This window comes from Streptomyces sp. NPDC017246 (genome assembly GCF_044331325.1).
In the GTDB taxonomy this organism is placed as follows: domain Bacteria; phylum Actinomycetota; class Actinomycetes; order Streptomycetales; family Streptomycetaceae; genus Streptomyces.
In genome coordinates, this window is sequence record NZ_JBIRMW010000017.1 from 171947 (window position 1) to 188445 (window position 16499).

The 16499-nt window shown below is 73.6% G+C and carries 21 protein-coding genes; 12 read left to right on the plus strand and 9 right to left on the minus strand.

Going from position 1 to position 16499, the window contains the following annotated elements; genetic code table 11:
* Positions 1–47: 47 nt before the first annotated feature.
* Both ACH4MY_RS31900 and ACH4MY_RS31905 read right to left on the minus strand, forming a co-directional pair.
* On the minus strand, positions 48–980 hold the full coding sequence (locus ACH4MY_RS31900) for a hypothetical protein (RefSeq protein ID WP_398007391.1): 933 nt from the start codon (positions 978–980) through the stop codon (positions 48–50).
* Positions 981–984: 4 nt separating this feature from the next.
* Positions 985–1356 (minus strand): peptidase inhibitor family I36 protein, encoded by a 372-nt coding sequence (locus tag ACH4MY_RS31905; RefSeq protein ID WP_398007393.1) that lies wholly within the window; start codon positions 1354–1356, stop codon positions 985–987.
* 301 nt (positions 1357–1657) lie between these two features.
* On the opposite strand from ACH4MY_RS31905, the gene ACH4MY_RS31910 reads away from it, so the two are divergent.
* Together ACH4MY_RS31910 and ACH4MY_RS31915 are read left to right on the plus strand one after the other, a co-directional pair.
* Positions 1658–2833 carry a serine hydrolase domain-containing protein gene (locus tag ACH4MY_RS31910; RefSeq protein ID WP_398007395.1) on the plus strand — a complete coding sequence of 392 codons (1176 nt, stop codon included), beginning with the start codon at positions 1658–1660 and terminating at the stop codon, positions 2831–2833.
* Positions 2834–2930: 97 nt separating this feature from the next.
* Positions 2931–3449: an SMI1/KNR4 family protein gene (locus tag ACH4MY_RS31915; protein ID WP_398007397.1), complete on the plus strand. Its 519-nt coding sequence runs from the start codon at positions 2931–2933 to the stop codon at positions 3447–3449.
* A gap of 241 nt (positions 3450–3690) precedes the next feature.
* Here the strand turns inward: ACH4MY_RS31915 and ACH4MY_RS31920 are convergent, their stop codons facing one another.
* The 3 genes from ACH4MY_RS31920 to ACH4MY_RS31930 form a co-directional block, all read right to left on the minus strand.
* The gene (locus ACH4MY_RS31920; RefSeq protein ID WP_398007399.1) at positions 3691–4884 is read right to left on the minus strand and encodes a serine hydrolase domain-containing protein; all 1194 of its coding nucleotides are present in this window, start codon (positions 4882–4884) and stop codon (positions 3691–3693) included.
* A 222-nt stretch (positions 4885–5106) separates the two neighbouring features.
* Positions 5107–5793 carry an NUDIX domain-containing protein gene (locus ACH4MY_RS31925; RefSeq protein ID WP_398007401.1) on the minus strand — a complete coding sequence of 229 codons (687 nt, stop codon included), beginning with the start codon at positions 5791–5793 and terminating at the stop codon, positions 5107–5109.
* Positions 5790–6203, minus strand: coding sequence for a DUF4406 domain-containing protein (locus ACH4MY_RS31930; protein ID WP_398007403.1), 414 nt, complete (start codon positions 6201–6203; stop codon positions 5790–5792). Before ACH4MY_RS31930 ends, ACH4MY_RS31925 begins: the two co-directional genes overlap by 4 nt.
* Before the next feature lie 49 nt (positions 6204–6252).
* Between ACH4MY_RS31930 and ACH4MY_RS31935 the strand changes: the two genes are divergently transcribed.
* The 8 genes from ACH4MY_RS31935 (at position 6253) to ACH4MY_RS31970 (ending at position 11809) form a co-directional block, all read left to right on the plus strand.
* Positions 6253–7011, plus strand: a complete 759-nt coding sequence (locus ACH4MY_RS31935; RefSeq protein WP_398007405.1) for a DeoR/GlpR family DNA-binding transcription regulator — start codon at positions 6253–6255, stop codon at positions 7009–7011.
* 170 nt (positions 7012–7181) lie between these two features.
* Positions 7182–7469, plus strand: coding sequence for a hypothetical protein (locus ACH4MY_RS31940; RefSeq protein ID WP_398007407.1), 288 nt, complete (start codon positions 7182–7184; stop codon positions 7467–7469).
* A gap of 174 nt (positions 7470–7643) precedes the next feature.
* The gene (locus ACH4MY_RS31945; RefSeq protein WP_398007409.1) at positions 7644–7961 is read left to right on the plus strand and encodes a DUF2087 domain-containing protein; all 318 of its coding nucleotides are present in this window, start codon (positions 7644–7646) and stop codon (positions 7959–7961) included.
* Positions 7958–8587 (plus strand): LysE family transporter, encoded by a 630-nt coding sequence (locus tag ACH4MY_RS31950; RefSeq protein ID WP_398007411.1) that lies wholly within the window; start codon positions 7958–7960, stop codon positions 8585–8587. The genes ACH4MY_RS31945 and ACH4MY_RS31950 overlap by 4 nt, the downstream gene beginning before the upstream one ends.
* Positions 8588–8639: 52 nt before the next feature.
* The gene (locus ACH4MY_RS31955; protein WP_398007413.1) at positions 8640–9431 is read left to right on the plus strand and encodes a MerR family DNA-binding transcriptional regulator; all 792 of its coding nucleotides are present in this window, start codon (positions 8640–8642) and stop codon (positions 9429–9431) included.
* Between the two features lie 103 nt (positions 9432–9534).
* On the plus strand, positions 9535–9984 hold the full coding sequence (locus ACH4MY_RS31960) for an SRPBCC domain-containing protein (protein WP_398007414.1): 450 nt from the start codon (positions 9535–9537) through the stop codon (positions 9982–9984).
* Positions 9985–9995: 11 nt separating this feature from the next.
* Positions 9996–10340, plus strand: a complete 345-nt coding sequence (locus ACH4MY_RS31965) for an ArsR/SmtB family transcription factor (protein ID WP_398007440.1) — start codon at positions 9996–9998, stop codon at positions 10338–10340.
* A 122-nt stretch (positions 10341–10462) separates the two neighbouring features.
* Entirely contained in the window at positions 10463–11809 is a 1347-nt protein-coding gene (locus ACH4MY_RS31970; protein WP_398007416.1) for an amino acid permease, read from the plus strand.
* On the opposite strand, the gene ACH4MY_RS31975 is transcribed toward ACH4MY_RS31970, so the two are convergent.
* Entirely contained in the window at positions 11748–12443 is a 696-nt protein-coding gene (locus ACH4MY_RS31975) for a TetR/AcrR family transcriptional regulator (RefSeq protein WP_398007418.1), read from the minus strand. The two genes, ACH4MY_RS31970 and ACH4MY_RS31975, sit on opposite strands and share 62 nt — an antisense overlap.
* 30 nt (positions 12444–12473) lie before the next feature.
* The gene (locus ACH4MY_RS31980; protein ID WP_398007420.1) at positions 12474–13691 is read right to left on the minus strand and encodes an MFS transporter; all 1218 of its coding nucleotides are present in this window, start codon (positions 13689–13691) and stop codon (positions 12474–12476) included.
* Positions 13692–13860: 169 nt separating this feature from the next.
* Here ACH4MY_RS31980 and ACH4MY_RS31985 point away from each other — a divergent pair, with 169 nt between their 5' ends.
* Complete coding sequence (locus ACH4MY_RS31985) at positions 13861–14445, plus strand: NADPH-dependent FMN reductase (RefSeq protein WP_398007422.1); 585 nt, start codon at positions 13861–13863, stop codon at positions 14443–14445.
* Positions 14446–14457: 12 nt separating this feature from the next.
* Here ACH4MY_RS31985 and ACH4MY_RS31990 read toward each other — a convergent pair whose 3' ends face one another.
* Positions 14458–14772, minus strand: a complete 315-nt coding sequence (locus tag ACH4MY_RS31990) for a hypothetical protein (RefSeq protein WP_398007424.1) — start codon at positions 14770–14772, stop codon at positions 14458–14460.
* A 164-nt stretch (positions 14773–14936) separates the two neighbouring features.
* Positions 14937–15101 carry a hypothetical protein gene (locus tag ACH4MY_RS31995; RefSeq protein ID WP_398007426.1) on the minus strand — a complete coding sequence of 55 codons (165 nt, stop codon included), beginning with the start codon at positions 15099–15101 and terminating at the stop codon, positions 14937–14939.
* Between the two features lie 67 nt (positions 15102–15168).
* Between ACH4MY_RS31995 and ACH4MY_RS32000 the strand changes: the two genes are divergently transcribed.
* On the plus strand, positions 15169–16245 hold the full coding sequence (locus ACH4MY_RS32000; RefSeq protein ID WP_398007428.1) for a saccharopine dehydrogenase family protein: 1077 nt from the start codon (positions 15169–15171) through the stop codon (positions 16243–16245).
* Positions 16246–16499: the final 254 nt, after the last annotated feature.

The following is a 16499-nucleotide window of genomic DNA, read 5'->3' on the forward strand; positions in this document are numbered from 1 at the left end:
GGCCGGGAAGCGCTCGCTCCTCCCGGGCCGTGATCCGCCGCCCCGGTTCAGTTCGGGGCGACGGAACGGTTCGGGGCGACGGACCGGTTCGCCGACGCGAGCGCCTTCCGCCGGAGGGCCTGAAGCGCGGCGAGCTCGTCGGCGTACCCGGCGCCCAGCGTCTTCTCCGCGTCGTACTGCGCCGCCGAGACGACGGCGGAGAGGCCGATCCCGGCCTGGCAGCCGGCGTCCGCCCTGGACAGCCGCAGCTCGACGCCCGCGACGGCGTGGACCTTGGCCGAGTCCTGCCCGGCCTGCCGGAGCTGCCGGTCCACCGCGGTCCGCGGCTCGCCGAACCCGCCCGCCTTCGCTCCCGCGTCCTCCATGCAGGCACTCCAGGAGGCCTGCGCCGCGAGATAGCGGCGGTCGGTCCGGACCTTCTCGATCACCGCGTCGCCGAGAACCTGGAAGGAGTTGTAGAGCTTGTAGTAGTCGGGCCCGAAGAGCCGGGACTTGGCGTCGGAGACGCAGGAGTCCGCGTGGTGGAAGAACGTCCCGCCCAGCGGCATCGGCAGATCGACGCGGTGCGCGGGCGTGCCCACCAGGGCATCCCGCCATCGCCTGTCCGCGCCCTCGCGGGCGTTGGCGTCCACCGGCGGCTTCGCTTCCAGCGCGGTGCTCGTGATGCCGTAGCCGTCGTGCGTCGCCTGCGCGACGGTGAGCAGCCCGTACGGGTTGGCGTCGGCGGTGCGGTCTCCGGTGACCGGCCGCTGGGGGCGGTAGGTGAAGCCGCGCCGCTTCATGCAGGCGGCGACGAGCTCCTCCTCCGCGGTGTGCAGGGCCGCGCGCTGCGGTGCGGAGTAGTAGGTGACGCCCTGGAACGGGCGCGGTGCGGGGCGGGGCGCGGGGCCGGGCGCGGCGGTGCCGCCGGATGCCGAGCATCCGGCGGCACCGAGACCCAGAAGCAGCGCCACGGCGGTGGACCGTCTCCTGGTGCTCATCGAATTAGTACGTGCACCACTTGTTGGAGCCGATGGTGCTCAGGTTGTCGCCGATGCGGTCGAACCCGGTACCGCGGTCCAGGCGCCAGCCCGTGCCCTGGTAGCCCGTGCTCTTCCACATGGTCACGTTGCAGCTGTTGCCGTTGTTGAAGACCGAGCCGTCCTTCGCGGTCTGGAAGTTCGTGTACATGGTGAGGTTCGTGTTGTCCTGGTAGACCGTCTGCACGCTGCCCGCGTAGTAGGCCTGCCAGTACACACACAGCCCGCCGCTGGCGCAGCCCGAGGGGGCCGCGTTCGCGGCCGGCGCCACGGCCGCCGCACCGAGGGCGACGCCTGCCGCCATGCCGAGGGCGACGAGGGAACGCTTGATGTTCATTGCTTGCTCCGTCTCTCGTGGACCGGTTTTCCCGGTACGCCACGAGGCTGTCAGCGAGGCCCAACGGGCGAGCAACGCACGCTCAACAGTGGGTCGTTGAGGGCGCGGCCGTCGCCGCAGGGTCCTCGTCGGGTCCCGCCGCGTCCCCGGTGGCGGGTGTTCTGTCAGGGGCGGCTCTCGGGGGCGCGCCGGGGGGATGCCAGGGTGCGGTCAGGGTGATCACCGATGGGCTGCGGCCCTCGTGGGGAGCAGAGTCGAGGTGTCAGCAGGTCACGCGTCCACACCGCTCCGGAGAACGTCCATGCGCCTTTCTCTCGCCGCCACCACCCTCGCTCTGGCCACGGCCGTCACCGCCGGCGCGGGCCTGACCGCGGCGGTCGCCGCCCCCGTCCCCGTCCCGGTCGCCTCCTCGGGCACCCGGGTTGCGCCGGTGGTGTTCGTCGCGCCCGCCGCCGGGGCCCCCGCGGCCGCGAACCCCCTCACGGTCGACGACATCCTCGGCCGCCTGCCCGACGACAACATCGCGGGCGCGCTCGTCCGACGGGACGGCGAGGCGGTCACCGCCGGGCCGGTCACCGCCGACGCGCACTTCCGGATCGGCAGCGTCACGAAGACGTTCACCCACACCGTCGTGCTCCAGCTCGTGGCCGAACACCGGATAGAACTCGACGCTCCCGCGCGGAGATACCTCCCCGAGGTCGTGCCGGAGGCGTACGGCGGGGTCACCGTGCGGCAGCTCCTCGACCACACCAGTGGCCTGCCCAGGCCCGCCAGGACCCCGAGCCCGGCCGACGGCCCGGGGTGGCGGTTCGTGTCGGTGACGCCGAAGGACACGCTGCGGGAGTCGTTCGCCGCGGCCGGCGAGGCGCCGCCGGCACCGGGCTCGGAGCAGCAGTACAACGGTCTCAACTCCCTCGCTCTCGGTCTGATCGTCGAGAAGGTCACGGGCCGTTCCTTCGCCGGTGAGCTGGAGCGGAGGATCATCCGGCCACTGGGGCTGCGTCACACGAGCCTTCCCGACGCCGACGACCTGAGCATCCCCGCGCCCCACGCGACGGTGTACGTGGGCGGGCAGGACGTGACGGAGCAGAGCGCGTATCCGTGGGCGGACGGCGGCATGATCTCCACCGCCGCCGACCTGGACCGCTTCTTCACCGCGCTGTTCCGGGGCCGTCTGCTGCCGCCCGCGCAGCAGAAGCTGGTGTTCGACGTGCCGCGGGTGAAGAGCGCGGCGGGCAACAAGAACTGCTTCGGCGGAGACGCCTGCTACAGCGTCGGCGGACTCATGCGCCACAACCTCGCGGACGGGAAGGTCGCCTGGGGCAAGACGGGCTCCCGCCCCGGCTGGGACAGCGGCTTCTTCGCCACCAGGGACCTCCGGCACCGCGTCGTCTACTCCCTGAACGCGAAGGAGACGGGGACGGGCAATCCGCTCCCGTACATCCAGGCGACGGTCGGCGCCGCGCTCGCCGACTGACGCGTCCCGGCAGTGCCTCGTCACCGCCGGCGCGGGTGTCAGTGGGGGGTCGTAGCCTGCGGACACGTTCTCGTGCGGGTGGTGGAAGGGGAGAGGGATGGGGGCACTTGAGGAGATCCGGGCACTCCTGGGCGAGCCGCGCTTCCAGTGGTCGGACCGTGGTCCCTGGGACCGGCTGGAGGAGGAGCTCGGGGTCTCCTTTCCCGCCGACTTCCGGGAGGTGACCGATGCCTACGGTCCAGTGGTGATCAACAACCAGGTGTATCTGGACCACCCCGGTCATCCGGTCAGGAACCTGGGGGCACGGATCAGGGAGTCGATCGAGGACTGGCGCGAGGAGGAGGAGGCGGAGATCCTGCCCGGCCGGGCCGGGTCCGGCCCCGGAGAGCTGCTGCCGATCGCCTCGGCGGTCACGGGCGAGTGGATCTTCCTGCGCGTGCCGGGAGGGCCGTCGGAGCCGTGGGCCGTGGGCGTTCAGGAGATGGACAGCTTCGAGTTCGTGCTCCATGAGATGACGTTCGGCGACTGGTTGCTGGCGTATCTCAGGGGCGAGGACGTCACGGTCCATTCACGCAACCACGCCCCGGACAAGCCGTTCTACGAGTCCCGGACCTGAGGGGCCGCCCGGCGAGCGGCCCACGGCGTGCCGAACGGCCCGCACACCTGCCTGGTGCGGGCCGTCCGACCGGTCCACGGGCCTGCTGGACGGGGGAGACCGCAGGCCGTGGTGAGCGGTCCCACGCGCTCACCCTCCGCCTGCCCCCTCTTTCCACCCTCACACCTGCCTGTCGCGTCGTCGTCGGGACGGGCAGGTGCCGGTACGGTCCGGTGCCGATGCGGGGCGGTGCGGATACGGGTCAGTGCCGCAGCAGGGCGCAGACGAAGTTCTCCTGGACGGCGCGGACCTTGGCCAGGAGGTCCGGCTTGAGGCTCTTGCTGGTCTGGGTGTTGATCGAGAAGGTGAGGGACCGCTTGCCGTCCGCCGTGCCGACCGCGAGCTGGGTGTAGCCGGGGAAGTTGCCGGTGTGGCCGTAGACCGTGCCGCACCGCGTCGTGTAGCGGAAGATCGCCAGACCGCCCGCGTTGACGCCGGGGCCGGCGGGCTCCGATGCGGCGCCGGGGATGAAGGTCCGCTGCTCTCGGCGGGTCTCCTTCGACAGGTAGCCGGGGCCGCCGGCCCAGGCGCGGACGAAGGCGTTGAGGTCCTTCGGAGTCGAGACGATGCCACCGGAGGCCCAGACGCCCGAGGCGCTGAGGACCTCGCTGATGTCCTCCGGCGGTGCGGGCGGCGTCACGTCGTAACCGTGGAGGTACGGCCGCGGCAGCCGGTAGCCCTGGGGCAGGCCGGTCTGCCGCAGGTCGAGGGGCCGGTAGACGAGCTGGTCGAGCAGCCGCTCGTAGCGCTGCCCCGTCGCCGCCTCGGCCATCAGGGCGACGGCGATGTTGTCGGAGTTCGAGTACGCGTACGCCGATCCCGGGGGGAACGCCAGGTCCTCGTCGGCGACGAAGTCGAGCAGTCGGCGGGAGTCGAAGTGGTGCCGGGGATCCGCCTGCAGGATCGCGAGGAACGCGGGCGCCGACGAGAAGTCGGGCAGGCCGCTGGTGTGGTTGAGGAGCTGGCGGAGCGTCACCGGGTGCCAGTCGGTGGGCAGTGACGGCAGGCGCTCGCCGATCGTGTCGTCGAGGTCCAGCTTGTGCCGGTCCACCAGGCGCAGGGCGACCGCTCCGCTGAAGGCCTTGGCGACGCTCGCGATCCGCATGTGGTCGGTCGTACGGGGCGGGCGTCCCGTCCCGATGTCGGCGACGCCCGCCCGGTAGGTCTCCGACCGGTCGCCCCGCCGCAGCAGGGTGATCACCCCGGGTGGCCCGCCGGCCGTACGGACGAGGTCGTCCAGCTGCTTCTGCAGGGCCTTGTCCGGGTGCGGCGGCGGGGTCCCCGTGGCCTGGGCGGGGTGGACCGGGGCGACGAGCGCCGCGGACGCGGCCAGGGCGGCGACGGACAGGCGCAGACGTGCGCCCGCACGGGAACGGATGCCAGGGCGTGCCGACACGGGGTCTCCTTCACGGTGATGCCGGGCGGAGGGGCGCCCGGTCCGCCTCAGCATCGGGCGCGCCGTCGGGACCTGCCTGCCCGATGCTCCATCCGGCCCAGACGCCGCGGGGCCGTCCGCGGGGCCGTCCGCGGGGCCTTGCGCGAGGCCGTCCCCGGGGCTTTCCGGGGGGCCGTCCGCAGGGCGGGGCGGCGGGCCGGGGTGCGGGGTGTCCGCCGGGTGTCACGGCACGGTCTGTGCCGGAGCGCCGGGAGCGAACGGGCCGTCCAGGGCGGCCCATTGGAGAAGCATGATCGTCTTGCCGTCGGTGATCCGGCCGTCCCGGGTCATCGCGAGGGCGTCGGTGAAGGGGAGTTCGAGGACCTCGATGTCCTCGCCCTCCTCTTCGAGTCCGCCGCCCGGCCCGGTGCGGTCGGCCGGCGTGTAGGGCGCGGCGAAGAAGTGGAGGCGTTCGGTGACGGAGCCGGGGCTCATATAGGCGTCCATCACATGGGTGAGGGGGCCGAGGGTGACGCCGAGTTCCTCGGCGCTCTCGCGGCGGACGGCGGTCGTCGGGTCGTCCGCGTCCAGCAGTCCCGCGGCGGCTTCGACGAGCATGCCGTCGGGGTGGTCGTTGACGTAGGCCGGGTAGCGGAACTGGCGGGTGAGCAGGACGACGCGGCGTGCGGCGTCGTAGGGGAGGACGACCGCGCCGTTGCCGCGGTCGTAGGTCTCGCGCTGCTGGGTGACCCACCGTCCGTCGCGGCGCCGGTGGTCGAAGGTGGTCCGGCGCAGGACGTGCCAGCCCCGGGAGGTGAGTTCGACGTCGCGGACGACGACGTCGGGGTTGCGGTCGAGGTCCCGTCCGGCGCGGTCGAGGCCGGTCCGGCCGCGGTGGTCGGGGGAGTCGACGCCGGGGCGGGGATTCACGCGTCCGCCCGGGGGGTGCGGGTCTCCGTGTCCTGCCGCACGGTGCGGTGCGGGATCTGGGCGAGGTCGTCGTAGACGGGCAGGCCGCGCCGGCGGGCGGTGGCGACGTCCCCGTCGGCTCCCGCGGACTCGCCCGGCAGGCGCAGGACCGCGTCGCAGCGGGCGAGCAGGCGTTCGGCGGCCGGGTAGAGCACCTGGTCGGCGAGGGGGTCGGTGGGGCCCGCGCCGGCCGAGTGCAGGACGGGCAGGGCGATCCATTCGCCGATCACGGGGAGGTGGCCGGCGGCGAAGATCGGCCAGGCGGCGGCTTCGAGGCGGGCGAGGTTGGCGGCCATGGCCCGCGGGTCGCCGTCGGTGCCGGAGCGGTAGGGCCCGGCGATGAGGATGAGCAGGGGTTTGTCGGTCGTCATGGCGCGTTACGATACATGCAGAAACATGCAAGAACAGGAGAGAGTGCGGATGCTGGCTGCCGAACGGCGTGACCACCTACTGGATCTACTGGCCCGCCAGGGCAAGATCGTCGCCAAGGACGTCGCCGCCGAACTGGGGATTTCCGAGGACAGCGTGCGGCGCGACCTGCGCGACCTCGCGAGCGAGGGGCTGTGTCAGCGCGTCTACGGCGGCGCCCTGCCCGTCTCGCCGGCCGTGGCGAACTACCGGGCCCGGCAGTCCGTCGCCCCGGACGGCAAACGGAAGGTCGCCGCGGTGGCCGCCGGCCTTGTGCGGCCGGGCGGTGCACTGATCCTCGACGGCGGCACCACCGCCCTGGCCGTCGTCCACGCCCTTCCGAGGGACCTGGCCTGCACGGTGATCACGCACAGTCCGACGATCGCCGCCGCCCTGATCGACCACGCGTCGGCGGAGATCTACCTGCTCGGCGGCCGTATCTTCAAGCACTCGGCGGTCGCCTGTGGCGCGGCCGCCGTCGAGGCCGCGCAGAACGTCTCCGCCGACCTCTGCTTCCTCGGCGTCACCGGCGTGCACCCGGACGCGGGGCTGACCACCGGCGACGCAGAGGAGGCCGCGATGAAGCGGGCCCTGGCCGCGCGGGCCGCCGACACCTATGTCCTGGCCTCGTCCGAGAAGATCGGCACGGCCTCGCGGTTCCGGGTGCTGCCCTGGGAGGAGATCAGCGGGCTGATCACCGATGCCGACCCGCGCGACCCGGTGATCGAGCGGCTCGCGGGGCAGGGTGTCGAGGTCCTGAGGGCCGGCTGAAACCACGGCGGGCGTGGGCGTGTGGGGCCGTCGCTCGTTCGGGATCCGCTGCCGTGCGGGGCCTGCCGCCCACTGGTGTGCTGGTCGGGATTCCCCGCACCGGCCCCCACCGCGTGCCCCCGCCGGGTGCACCCTCACCGCGTGCGCCCACCACGTACAGGAGCGGCGTCATGGCTGTCATCGTCACCGTCGAGATTCCCGGCGGCACCCGTGAGCAGTACGAGGAGACCACGCGGCTGCTCGAAGCCACCGAGTGGTGGCCGCCGGCCGGGTTCCTCGCGCACGCGGCCGGGCCGGACGGGAGCGGCGGGTGGCGGGTCGTGGACTTCTGGGAGTCCGAGGACGCCTTCCTCGCCTTCGTGGAGAAGGCCCGGCCGGTCTTCGACCGGGGTGGCCTCCCGCCGATCCTGCCCACCGTGCAGGAGGCCGTGAACGTCATGGTGAACCGGCCGTCGTGAAGGTGGTCGTCGTGCACGTCGTGGGGAAGCCGTCGTGCAGCCGTCGTGCAGCCGTCGTGACGCCGTCGGCGTGATCGTCGTGGTGAACCGGTCGTCGTGAATCCCCGCCCCCGCAAGGGGGTGAGGCGAAAACCCTTTGCGGGGCGGGACCGGTGGCCGCCAGGCTTCTCCGCCATGACCAGTCATCCTTCCCGGCCCGCCCGCCCCGTCGCGGACCTCTTCTCCGCCGACGGGCGCCTCAAGGCGGTCCCGCGCAGGCCCGCCCGCCGTGAGGCCCTCCTCGCCCACCTCGCCGAGACCCTCTTCGAGGACGGCCGGGACTATCGCGAACCCGAGGTCAACCAGGCCCTGCTCACCGTCCACGAGGACTTCTCCGCCCTGCGGCGCTACCTCGTGATCGGCGGCTTCCTGGCCCGGAGCAAGGACGGCTCGGCCTATCGCCGACAGCAGCGGCCCGCCTCCCCCGAAGGCGCGATTCCCGCCGTCGCGTGACCGCCGTGGTGGTGGCCGGCCTGCTCGCCGGCTACGGCATCGCGATCCCGGTCGGCGCGGTCGGCGCCTACCTGGTGGCCGTCACGGCCCGGGCCGGCTGGCGTACGGGCGCTGGCGCGGCCCTCGGCGTCGCCACGGCGGACGGGGTGTACGCCCTGCTGGCCGTGGCGGGCGGCTCGGCCCTCGTCCCTCTGCTCGCCCCCGTCATGGACCCGCTGCGATGGGCGTCCGCGGTGGTCCTCGTGGTCCTCGCCGTACGGGCGGCGTACGGGGCGCTCGCCGCGTACCGCACGGGCGGGCTCGCCTCCCGCGACGACGGGACCGCGCTCACCCCGGCCCGCGCGTACCTCACCTTCCTGGGGATCACGGTCCTCAACCCGATGACGGTGATCTACTTTGCCGCGCTCATCCTCGCGACGGGCCCCTCCGCCCCCGCGACGCTCCCCGACCGCACCGCCTTCGTCCTGGCGGCCCTCGTCGCCTCCGCCAGCTGGCAGTTCCTGCTCGCCCTGGGCGGGACGCTGCTCGGCCGGACCCTGACGGGGGTGCGGGGCAGGCTCGTCACCGCGCTCGCGTCGAGCACGCTGATCGTGGTGCTCGCGGTGCGACTCGTGGCGCGGGGGTGATGCGGCGCAGGCGGTTGACTCTCGGGTTACCGGAGACGGCACAGTCTCTTGCGTGGACAGGACGAATCTGCTGCCGATCGGGCAGTTCGCGCAGGCCAGTGGCCTTTCGGTCACCGCCCTGCGGCACTACGACGCAAGCGGTGTGCTGACACCGGCCTTCGTCGACCCGGAGAGCGGTTACCGCTACTTCCGGCGCGAGCGCCGTCTCGACGTCCAGCGCTCCGTCGTCCACGGCCTGTTGACCCGGATGACCGAAGGAGCCGGGATGAACCACCGTGTCACCCTCCGCCAGGGCGGCCCCGAGCGCGTCCTCGTCCGCGCGGCGACGGTGAACCATCACCGTCTGGACGCGTTCCTGCGGAGTGCGTACGAGGAGATGTACGCCGTCGCGGGACGGGGGCCGCTCACCCTGACCGGGCCCGCGTTCGTCCGGTACCACGGGCTCTGCGACGAGGAGAACGAGACGCTCGTCGAGGCGTGCCTGCCGTTCTGGGAGTCGGGCGCGCAGCCGGAGGGGCCGGGCGAGGGGTTGTCCGTACGGGACGACCCGGAGTGCACCTATGCCTGCACGGTGGTGGAGGGCGCGGCGACCGCCTTCCCCGAGATCCTCACCGCGTACGACGCCGTCGCGAACTGGATCGCCGGGCACGGCTTCGCTTTCGCCGGCCCGGTCCGCGCGACCTTCCTGCGCTGGACCGGCACGCCGGATCACCCGGACAACCGCCTGGAGATCGCCTGGCCGGTGTCCGAACCGGCGGCCGAGCCTGCGCCCGAGCCCGAGCCTGAGCCTGAGCCTGTGCCCGAGCCCGTCCCGGGACCGGCGGCCGAGCCCGCCCCCGAGTGAACCTGAAGTGCAACCCATCGGTTGCGCACTCTGGAGTCATGTGCAACTCTGGGGTTGCGGTCACTTGTCTGGTGACGCTTCCTACGCGAAGAAGGAGTCCCCCATGAGCGAGGACCGGATCGAGCGCGAAACCCTGATCGAGGCGCCCCTGGAGCGCGTCTGGACCCTCGTCGCCCAGCCCGGGTTCTGGGTGGCCGACGAGGCGAGCGTGGCCGGGACCGTGGCCCGGGAGGGCGAGTCGATGCGCGCCAGCAACTCCGTCCACGGCGACTTCCCCGTACGCGTCGAGAAGGTCGAGCCGCCGACCTATGTCGCGTACCGCTGGGCCAGCGCCTTCCCCGGGCAGGAGCTGAGCGAGGACAACACCACCCTCGTCGAGTTCACCCTGACCGAGGAGGCCGGCGGCACCCGGCTCCGGGTCGTCGAGAGCGGATTCGCGGCGCTGCCGGGCTCCGAAGACCTGCGCGCCCAGGCCGTGAAGAACAACACCGGTGGCTGGCCGGAGGTGCTCGACGCGTTCAGGAAGCGCGCCGAGCAGGCCCCGTCCTCGTGACGCCCGAGCCCATAGGGACGCCGGAGGGCGCGGGGCCGGCCGAGTCCTCCGCCGACAGTGTGCTCGGCGCGCTCGCCGACCCAACCCGGCGGCGGCTGCTCGACCTTCTCGCCGCGCACGGGGAGGCGACCGCGACCGCGCTCGCCTCCCAGCTCCCCGTCTCCCGCCAGGCGATCGTCAAGCACCTCGCCGTGCTCGACGGCGCCGGGCTGGTCTCCTCCGCCCGCGTCGGCCGGGAGGTCCGCTACGCGGTCCGCCCGGCCGCGCTCGACGCCACGGCCCGCTGGATGTCGGCCCTCGCCGCCGACTGGGACCGGCGCCTCGCGAGCATCAAGAGGATCGCGGAGGACGGCTGACCGGACGCCGTCCCCGCGCTCGGCCACCCTCCCGGGATATCTCAATGGCCGGAACCGGCTTGCTCCCGAAGGGGATCAGCAGGGAAGCTCCTGCGCTGGTCGTCTGAAATTCGGGGGGAAACATGACAGGGCGGGTACTCGGCGCCGGGTTGCGGCAGCGGCATCTGGCCATGATCGCGTTGGGCGGTGCCATCGGCGCCGGGCTCTTCGTCGGGTCGGGGTTCGGGATCGCCGCCGCCGGGCCCGGCATTCTCGTGTCGTACGTGCTCGCCGGCGCCCTCACCGTCCTGGTGATGCGGATGCTCGGCGAGATGTCGGCGGCCCACCCCGTCACCGGCTCGTTCGCCGAGCACGCGCGGCGGGCGTTCGGGCCGTGGGCCGGGCTGCTCACCGGGTGGATGTACTGGGGGCTGCTCGTCGTGAGCGTCGCCGCCGAGGCCGTCGGCGCGGCGCACATCGTCGGCGGCTGGGTGCCCGCCGTGCCCGGCTGGGTGTGGGTGGCGGTCTTCATGAGCGTGTTCACCGTGAGCAATCTGGCGGGCGTACGGAACTTCGGCGAGCTGGAGTTCTGGTTCGCCGGCCTGAAGATCGCCGCCATCTGCGGTTTCCTCGTGCTCGGCGCCGTCGTCCTCACGGGTCTGCTGCCCGGCCACCCCTCGCCCGGGACCGCCCATCTCGTCGGCGACGGCGGGTTCCTGCCGCACGGCTGGCACGGGGTGGCCGTCGGCATGGTGGCGGCCGTCTTCGCGTTCGGCGGTCTGGAGACCGTGACGATCGCCGCGGCCGAGTGCGACGACCCGGTCCGCGCGGTGCGGACGGGCGTCCGGGCCGTGATGTGGCGGGTCGCGGTCTGCTACCTCGGCTCGATGGCCGTCATCGTCACCCTCGTCCCGTGGAACGCCCCGGGCGTCACCGAGGGCCCGTACGCCGCCGTGATCGCGAGCTTCGGCGTCCCCGGCGCGGCCGACCTGATGAAGGCGGTCGTCCTCGTGGCGCTCCTGTCGGCGATGAACGCCAACATCTACGGCTCGTCACGCATGCTGTACGCCCTGGTCGGACGCGGTGACGCGCCCCGCGCCCTGGGGCGGGTGCGCGAGGGCGTCCCCTACGGGGCCGTGCTCGCCTCCGCCGCCTTCGGCTTCGTCTCGGTCGTCCTCAGTCTGCTCTGGCCGCGGACGGTCTTCCCGTTCCTGCTCAACTCCATCGGCGCCGCGATCCTCCTGGTCTGGGCGCTGATCGCCGCCTCCCATCTGCGGCTGCACGGCCCCTCGTGGCGTGCGGTGTGCGCGCTCGCGGGGATCGGCGGGGTGCTGCTCTTCATGCTCGGCGACGGGGCGAGCCGCACCCAGCTCCTCACCACCGGGGCGTGGGCGGCGGCCCTGCTCGGCTGGGCGTGGGCCAGGAGCGTCAGGAGCGGACGGCGTACCCGGGGGCGTACCGGGCCAGGAACAGATCCACTCCCGAGCTGATCACCCGCGTCAGTTCGGCGTCGTCGATCTCGGCGTCGGGGGAGAAGGTGCGGACGAGCTGGGGGACGCCCATCGTGGCCGCGACCAGCTGCTGCACGGCGAGCGCGGGGTCGGGCGCGTCCAGGGTGCCGCGCGCGTTCAGCTCGGTGAAGGCCTCGATCAGCGGGCCGTTGTTCATGTCGTAGCTGACCCGGTACCAGAGCTGCCCGAGCTGCGGGAAGCGGTCGATCTCGCCGATCACCAGGCGGCGCAGCGACATGATGTCGGGGCGCAGCAGGATGCGGGCCCAGTCGGTGGTCAGCCGGAGGAGCGCGGCCCGCAGGTCGGGGGCGTCGGCGAGGGTGGAGTTGGAGGGCTCCAGATCGGCGTACGTCTTCGGCAGGACACCGCCGATGACCGCGAGGAACAGGCGTTCCTTGCTGCCGAAGTGCTTGTAGATCGTCGCCTTGGAGACGCCGGAACCGCGGGTGATCGCGTCCATGGAGGCCGCCGAGTAGCCCTCGGCCAGGAACTCGGCGAGCGCGGCGTCGATGATCGCCTGGCGCTTGCGCGAGGCGGCGTCGGCGGGGTCGGGGATGATCGGGATGCCGTACTCGTCCATCGCGTCGGCCTGCGTGTCGGCTCCGGCTCCCATGGGTGTTCCTTAGCTGTGGTGGCGGGACCGTCAGTATATGAACTGAACGGTTTGGTCTGCAAAGGTCGGTGAAGGGCCGGCGGGGGCGGCCGGGGAGCGGACCGGGCCGGCGGGGGAGGCGGCCGGCCCGGTCGTGGGCGCGGGTGCCGGGCCGGCCGCGACGGTGGCCGCCAGGGCCGGGCCGGCCGCGACGCCGATCAGGAACGCCAGATTGAACAGGCCGACCGCGAGCCCGTGCCGGGCCGCCGGAAGCCCGCCGGTCGCGGCGCCCGTGAGCAGCCCCTGGCCGCCGGCCGTGACCAGCGCGCTCGCCCCCGAGGCGAGGAGCACGGCCACGGGCCAGGGCGCGGTCACCGCGAGGACGGCCGCGCCGAGCGACCCGCCGGCCAGCAGGGCGCGGACCCGGCGGGGCCCCAGGGCCGGGGCGGCGCGGACCAGCTGCCAGGACAGCAGGGCACCCGCGAGCGCGGCCACCGAGGCGGCGGCCCCGGTCTCCACGGAGCTCCAGCCGGTGAGCGCGGCGACGCGGCGCGGAGCCGCGTACAACAGACCGAAGTTGACGGTGGCGACGGCGAGCATGAGTCCGGCGGCGGTACGGAATCCGGGGTCGCGCAGGATGTCGAGGGGGAGGGTGACTCCCCGGTCGTCGGGGTTTCCTGTCCGGGCTCCCTCCGCGTCCGCGTCCGCCCTCGCCAACCGCAGCGCCGGCGGCGTCACGAGCAGGCTCAGCAGCGGGAGGACCAGGGCGCCGCGCCAGCCGGCCACTCCCGCCACCGCCGCCCCGGCGAAGAGACCGGCCGTGCCGCCCGCCGCACTGCCGATCGCGACGACGCCGGGGGTGCGGCCCGAGCGGTCGCGGCCGGCGATCTGGAAGGCCGCGACGTTGAGGCCCGCCGCGCCCGCCGCCTCCAGGGCCCGCCCGGCGACCGCCAGGGGGAGGCCGGGGGCGAGGAGGACGAGGGCCGCGCCGAGGCTCACGAGGGCGGCGCCCGCCGTGATGACCCCGGCCGCGCCGCGCCGCCGCCCGGCCGTGGCGGAGAGCAGCGGGGTGCCGACCGCCATGCCGAGCCCGAACGCGGTCATGAGCCAGGCCGCGGACGCGGGGGAGACGGCCAGCTCGCGGGCCGCCTCCGGGAGGGCCAGGCTCGGGCCGGACACCCCCATCGCGGCGGGCGCGGCGAGGGCGCCGAGCAGCAGACCGGACCCGGAACGGGTCGTGCGGGCGGTGGGTGGGGGAGTGGCGGGCATGGGCCGAATGAACTACACCATTCAGTTCACTGTCAAGACTGAACTGTTTGGTTGACAGACTGAACCGATCGGTTTAGCTTCTTGCCCATCGGAGCCCGGCACTCGCCGCCTCCCGCCGATCCGCCGGCCAGCCCGTTCACCGGCTCGCCGTTCCACCAGGGGGAACCTCATGACCGCGTCCACGATCCTCGCCATCTCCGGCTCGCTCCGCGCCGACTCGCACAACACGCGACTGCTCCGCGCCGCACAGAAGTTCAACCCCGGCGGCCCGGAGATCGAGATCTACGAGGGGCTGCGGGACATCCCGCCGTACGAGCAGGACCTCGACACCCCCGAGCTGCGCCCGGCCGCCGTCGGCGAACTGCGCCGACGCGTCACGGCCGCGGACGGACTGCTCATCGCCACACCGGAGTTCAACTACTCCATCCCCGGCGTCCTCAAGAACGCCCTCGACTGGCTGAGCACCGACTGGACCGGCACCGAGGGCCTGCCCCTGAGTCGTAAGCCCACCGCGATCCTCGGCGCGGCGCCCACCAACTTCGGCACCGTCCGCGCGCAGCTCGCGCTCCGCCAGGTCTTCGTGTGGACCGACAGCGACGTCGTGGTCAAGCCCGAGGTGCACGTCTTCCGCTCGCACGAGCGCTTCGACGCCGACGGCAACCTCACCGACGAGGTCACCATCGAGCTGCTCCAGGGCCTCCTGGGCGCCCTCAAGGGCAAGATCGACGCGGCGGCGGGATCAGCCGACGCGTAGCGGTCGGCGGGGTCAGCGGTTCCGCCGTGCGCCGCCCGTCAGGGCGACCGTCCCCACGACCGCACCGGTGACCGCGAGCACCGCTCCCGCCGTGAGCACGCCCCGGCGTGAGCGCCAGGACAGGACCGACCAGCACGACCGCGCCGAGAGCAGGGAACCGACGCTCGCCCAGGAGCCCACCGATCCCGCCGACATGGCGGAGCCGACGGAGCCGACGGACAGGAACGATCCCACCGAGCCGATCGAGAGCGCCGATCCGACCGAGCCGACGGACAGGAACGAGTCCCGCGACCAGAGGGACAGCGACGAACCGCAGCGAGGGGTCATACGCCGATCGTAGACACGCGGGGGCCTGTGCGGCGCGCCGTGCGCCGGGCCGGGGCGGTCGAGTCGGCCGATCGGGTCGGGCGGTCGGGTCCGGCGGTCGGGTCCGGCGGTCGGGTCGGCCGGTCGGGTCGGCCGGGCGGTCGATCCGGTCGGGCCGCCGGCGGCTAACCCGCGCAGGCCGGCAGGAACTCCAGGCCCTCCGGGGTGCCGAAGCGGATCACCGCGAGGTACGCCTCCGGGTAGTCGCAGCCCACGTCGGTCCACTGGAGCGCGAAGAACGTCCAGACGACGAAGGCGGCGAGGAAGAACCAGCGCCAGCTCTTTGACATGAACGCCAAGTACCCGTCGGGCCTGCGGAGGAACCGCTTCCCCGCCCCAGCCGTGAGGAATGCCCCCATGATGAACACCGAGCCGAGCGCACAGCCGAATGCGCGGCCGAGCACCCCGCACCCCCACGTCACCGTGGCCGTCGTCGGGGCCTACGGCCACACCGCCGCCTTCGTCCTCGCCGAACTGAACCGACGCGGCTTCGGCCTCCTCCTCGTCGGCCGCGACGCCGTCAGGCTCGACGCCGCCGCCCGCGCCTACCCCGGGTCCGAGGCCCGCGTCGCGGACCTCTCCGACTCCGCCGCCCTGGACCGCGCGCTTGCGGGTGCGGCGGCGGTCGTCAACTGCGCGGGACCCTTCGCCGCCACCGCGCCGCTCGTCGTCGAGGCGGCCCTGCGTGCCCGTGTCCCGTACCTCGACGTGGCCGCCGAACAGTCCGCCGTCCTGGGGACGTTCGAGCGGTATGCGGACCGGGCCCGGGAAGCGGGCGTGGCGGTCGTCCCGGCGATGGCGTTCTACGGCGGTCTGGGCGACCTCCTCGTCGGCGCGGCGAAGGGGGACTGGGAGGAGGCCGACCTGATCACGATCGCGATCGCCCTCGACAGCTGGCTGCCGACCGAGGGGACCCGCAAGACCGGGCGCAGCAACGCCGGCGGGCACGTGGTCTACAAGGGCGGCCGCTTCGTTCCGCCTGCCGCCGAACCGGCCCTGTCCGTCTGGGAGTTCCCGCGCGGGACCGGCGAGCAGAAGGTCGTCGAGTACACCACGGCCGACCAGGTGACCGTCTCCCGCCATGTGCGGGTCCCGGAGATCCGCGTTCTCATCAACGAGGCGCCCCTGCGCGACCTGCGTGACCCCGGGACCCCGGCGCCCACGGCGGTGGACGCCGACGGGCGCTCGGCGCAGACCTTCGTCGTCGACGTGGTCGTCCGCCGCGGGGGCGAGGAGCGCCGCGCGAGCGCGTCCGGCCAGGACATCTACGCGGTGACCGCACCCCTCGTGGTGGAGGCGGCAGCCCGCATCCTCGACGGCCGGGCGTCCGGGACCGGCACGCGTGCCCCGGGCGACCTCTTCGACGCGACGGACTTCCTGCGCGCGCTCGACCCCGGGCATCTGACGTTCGTCCTGCCGGAGGACACGCGCTGACCGCGCCGACCACGCCGACCGCTCTGACCGTGCCGACCCCGCTGACGGTGCCGACCACGCCGACCGCGCGGCTCGGTGGGACCCGGCGGGCCGGGCGCCCGGGCCGTGTCTCCCGCACAGGGGACGGGAGACACGGCCCGGGGGGGGGGGCCCCCCGGGGGGGCGGGCCGGGGGGGGGGGGGGGGCCGGGCGGCCGCCCCCCCCCCCCCCCCCCCCGCGGGTCCACCCGGGCGCGGGGGGTACCGGTGGGGTGT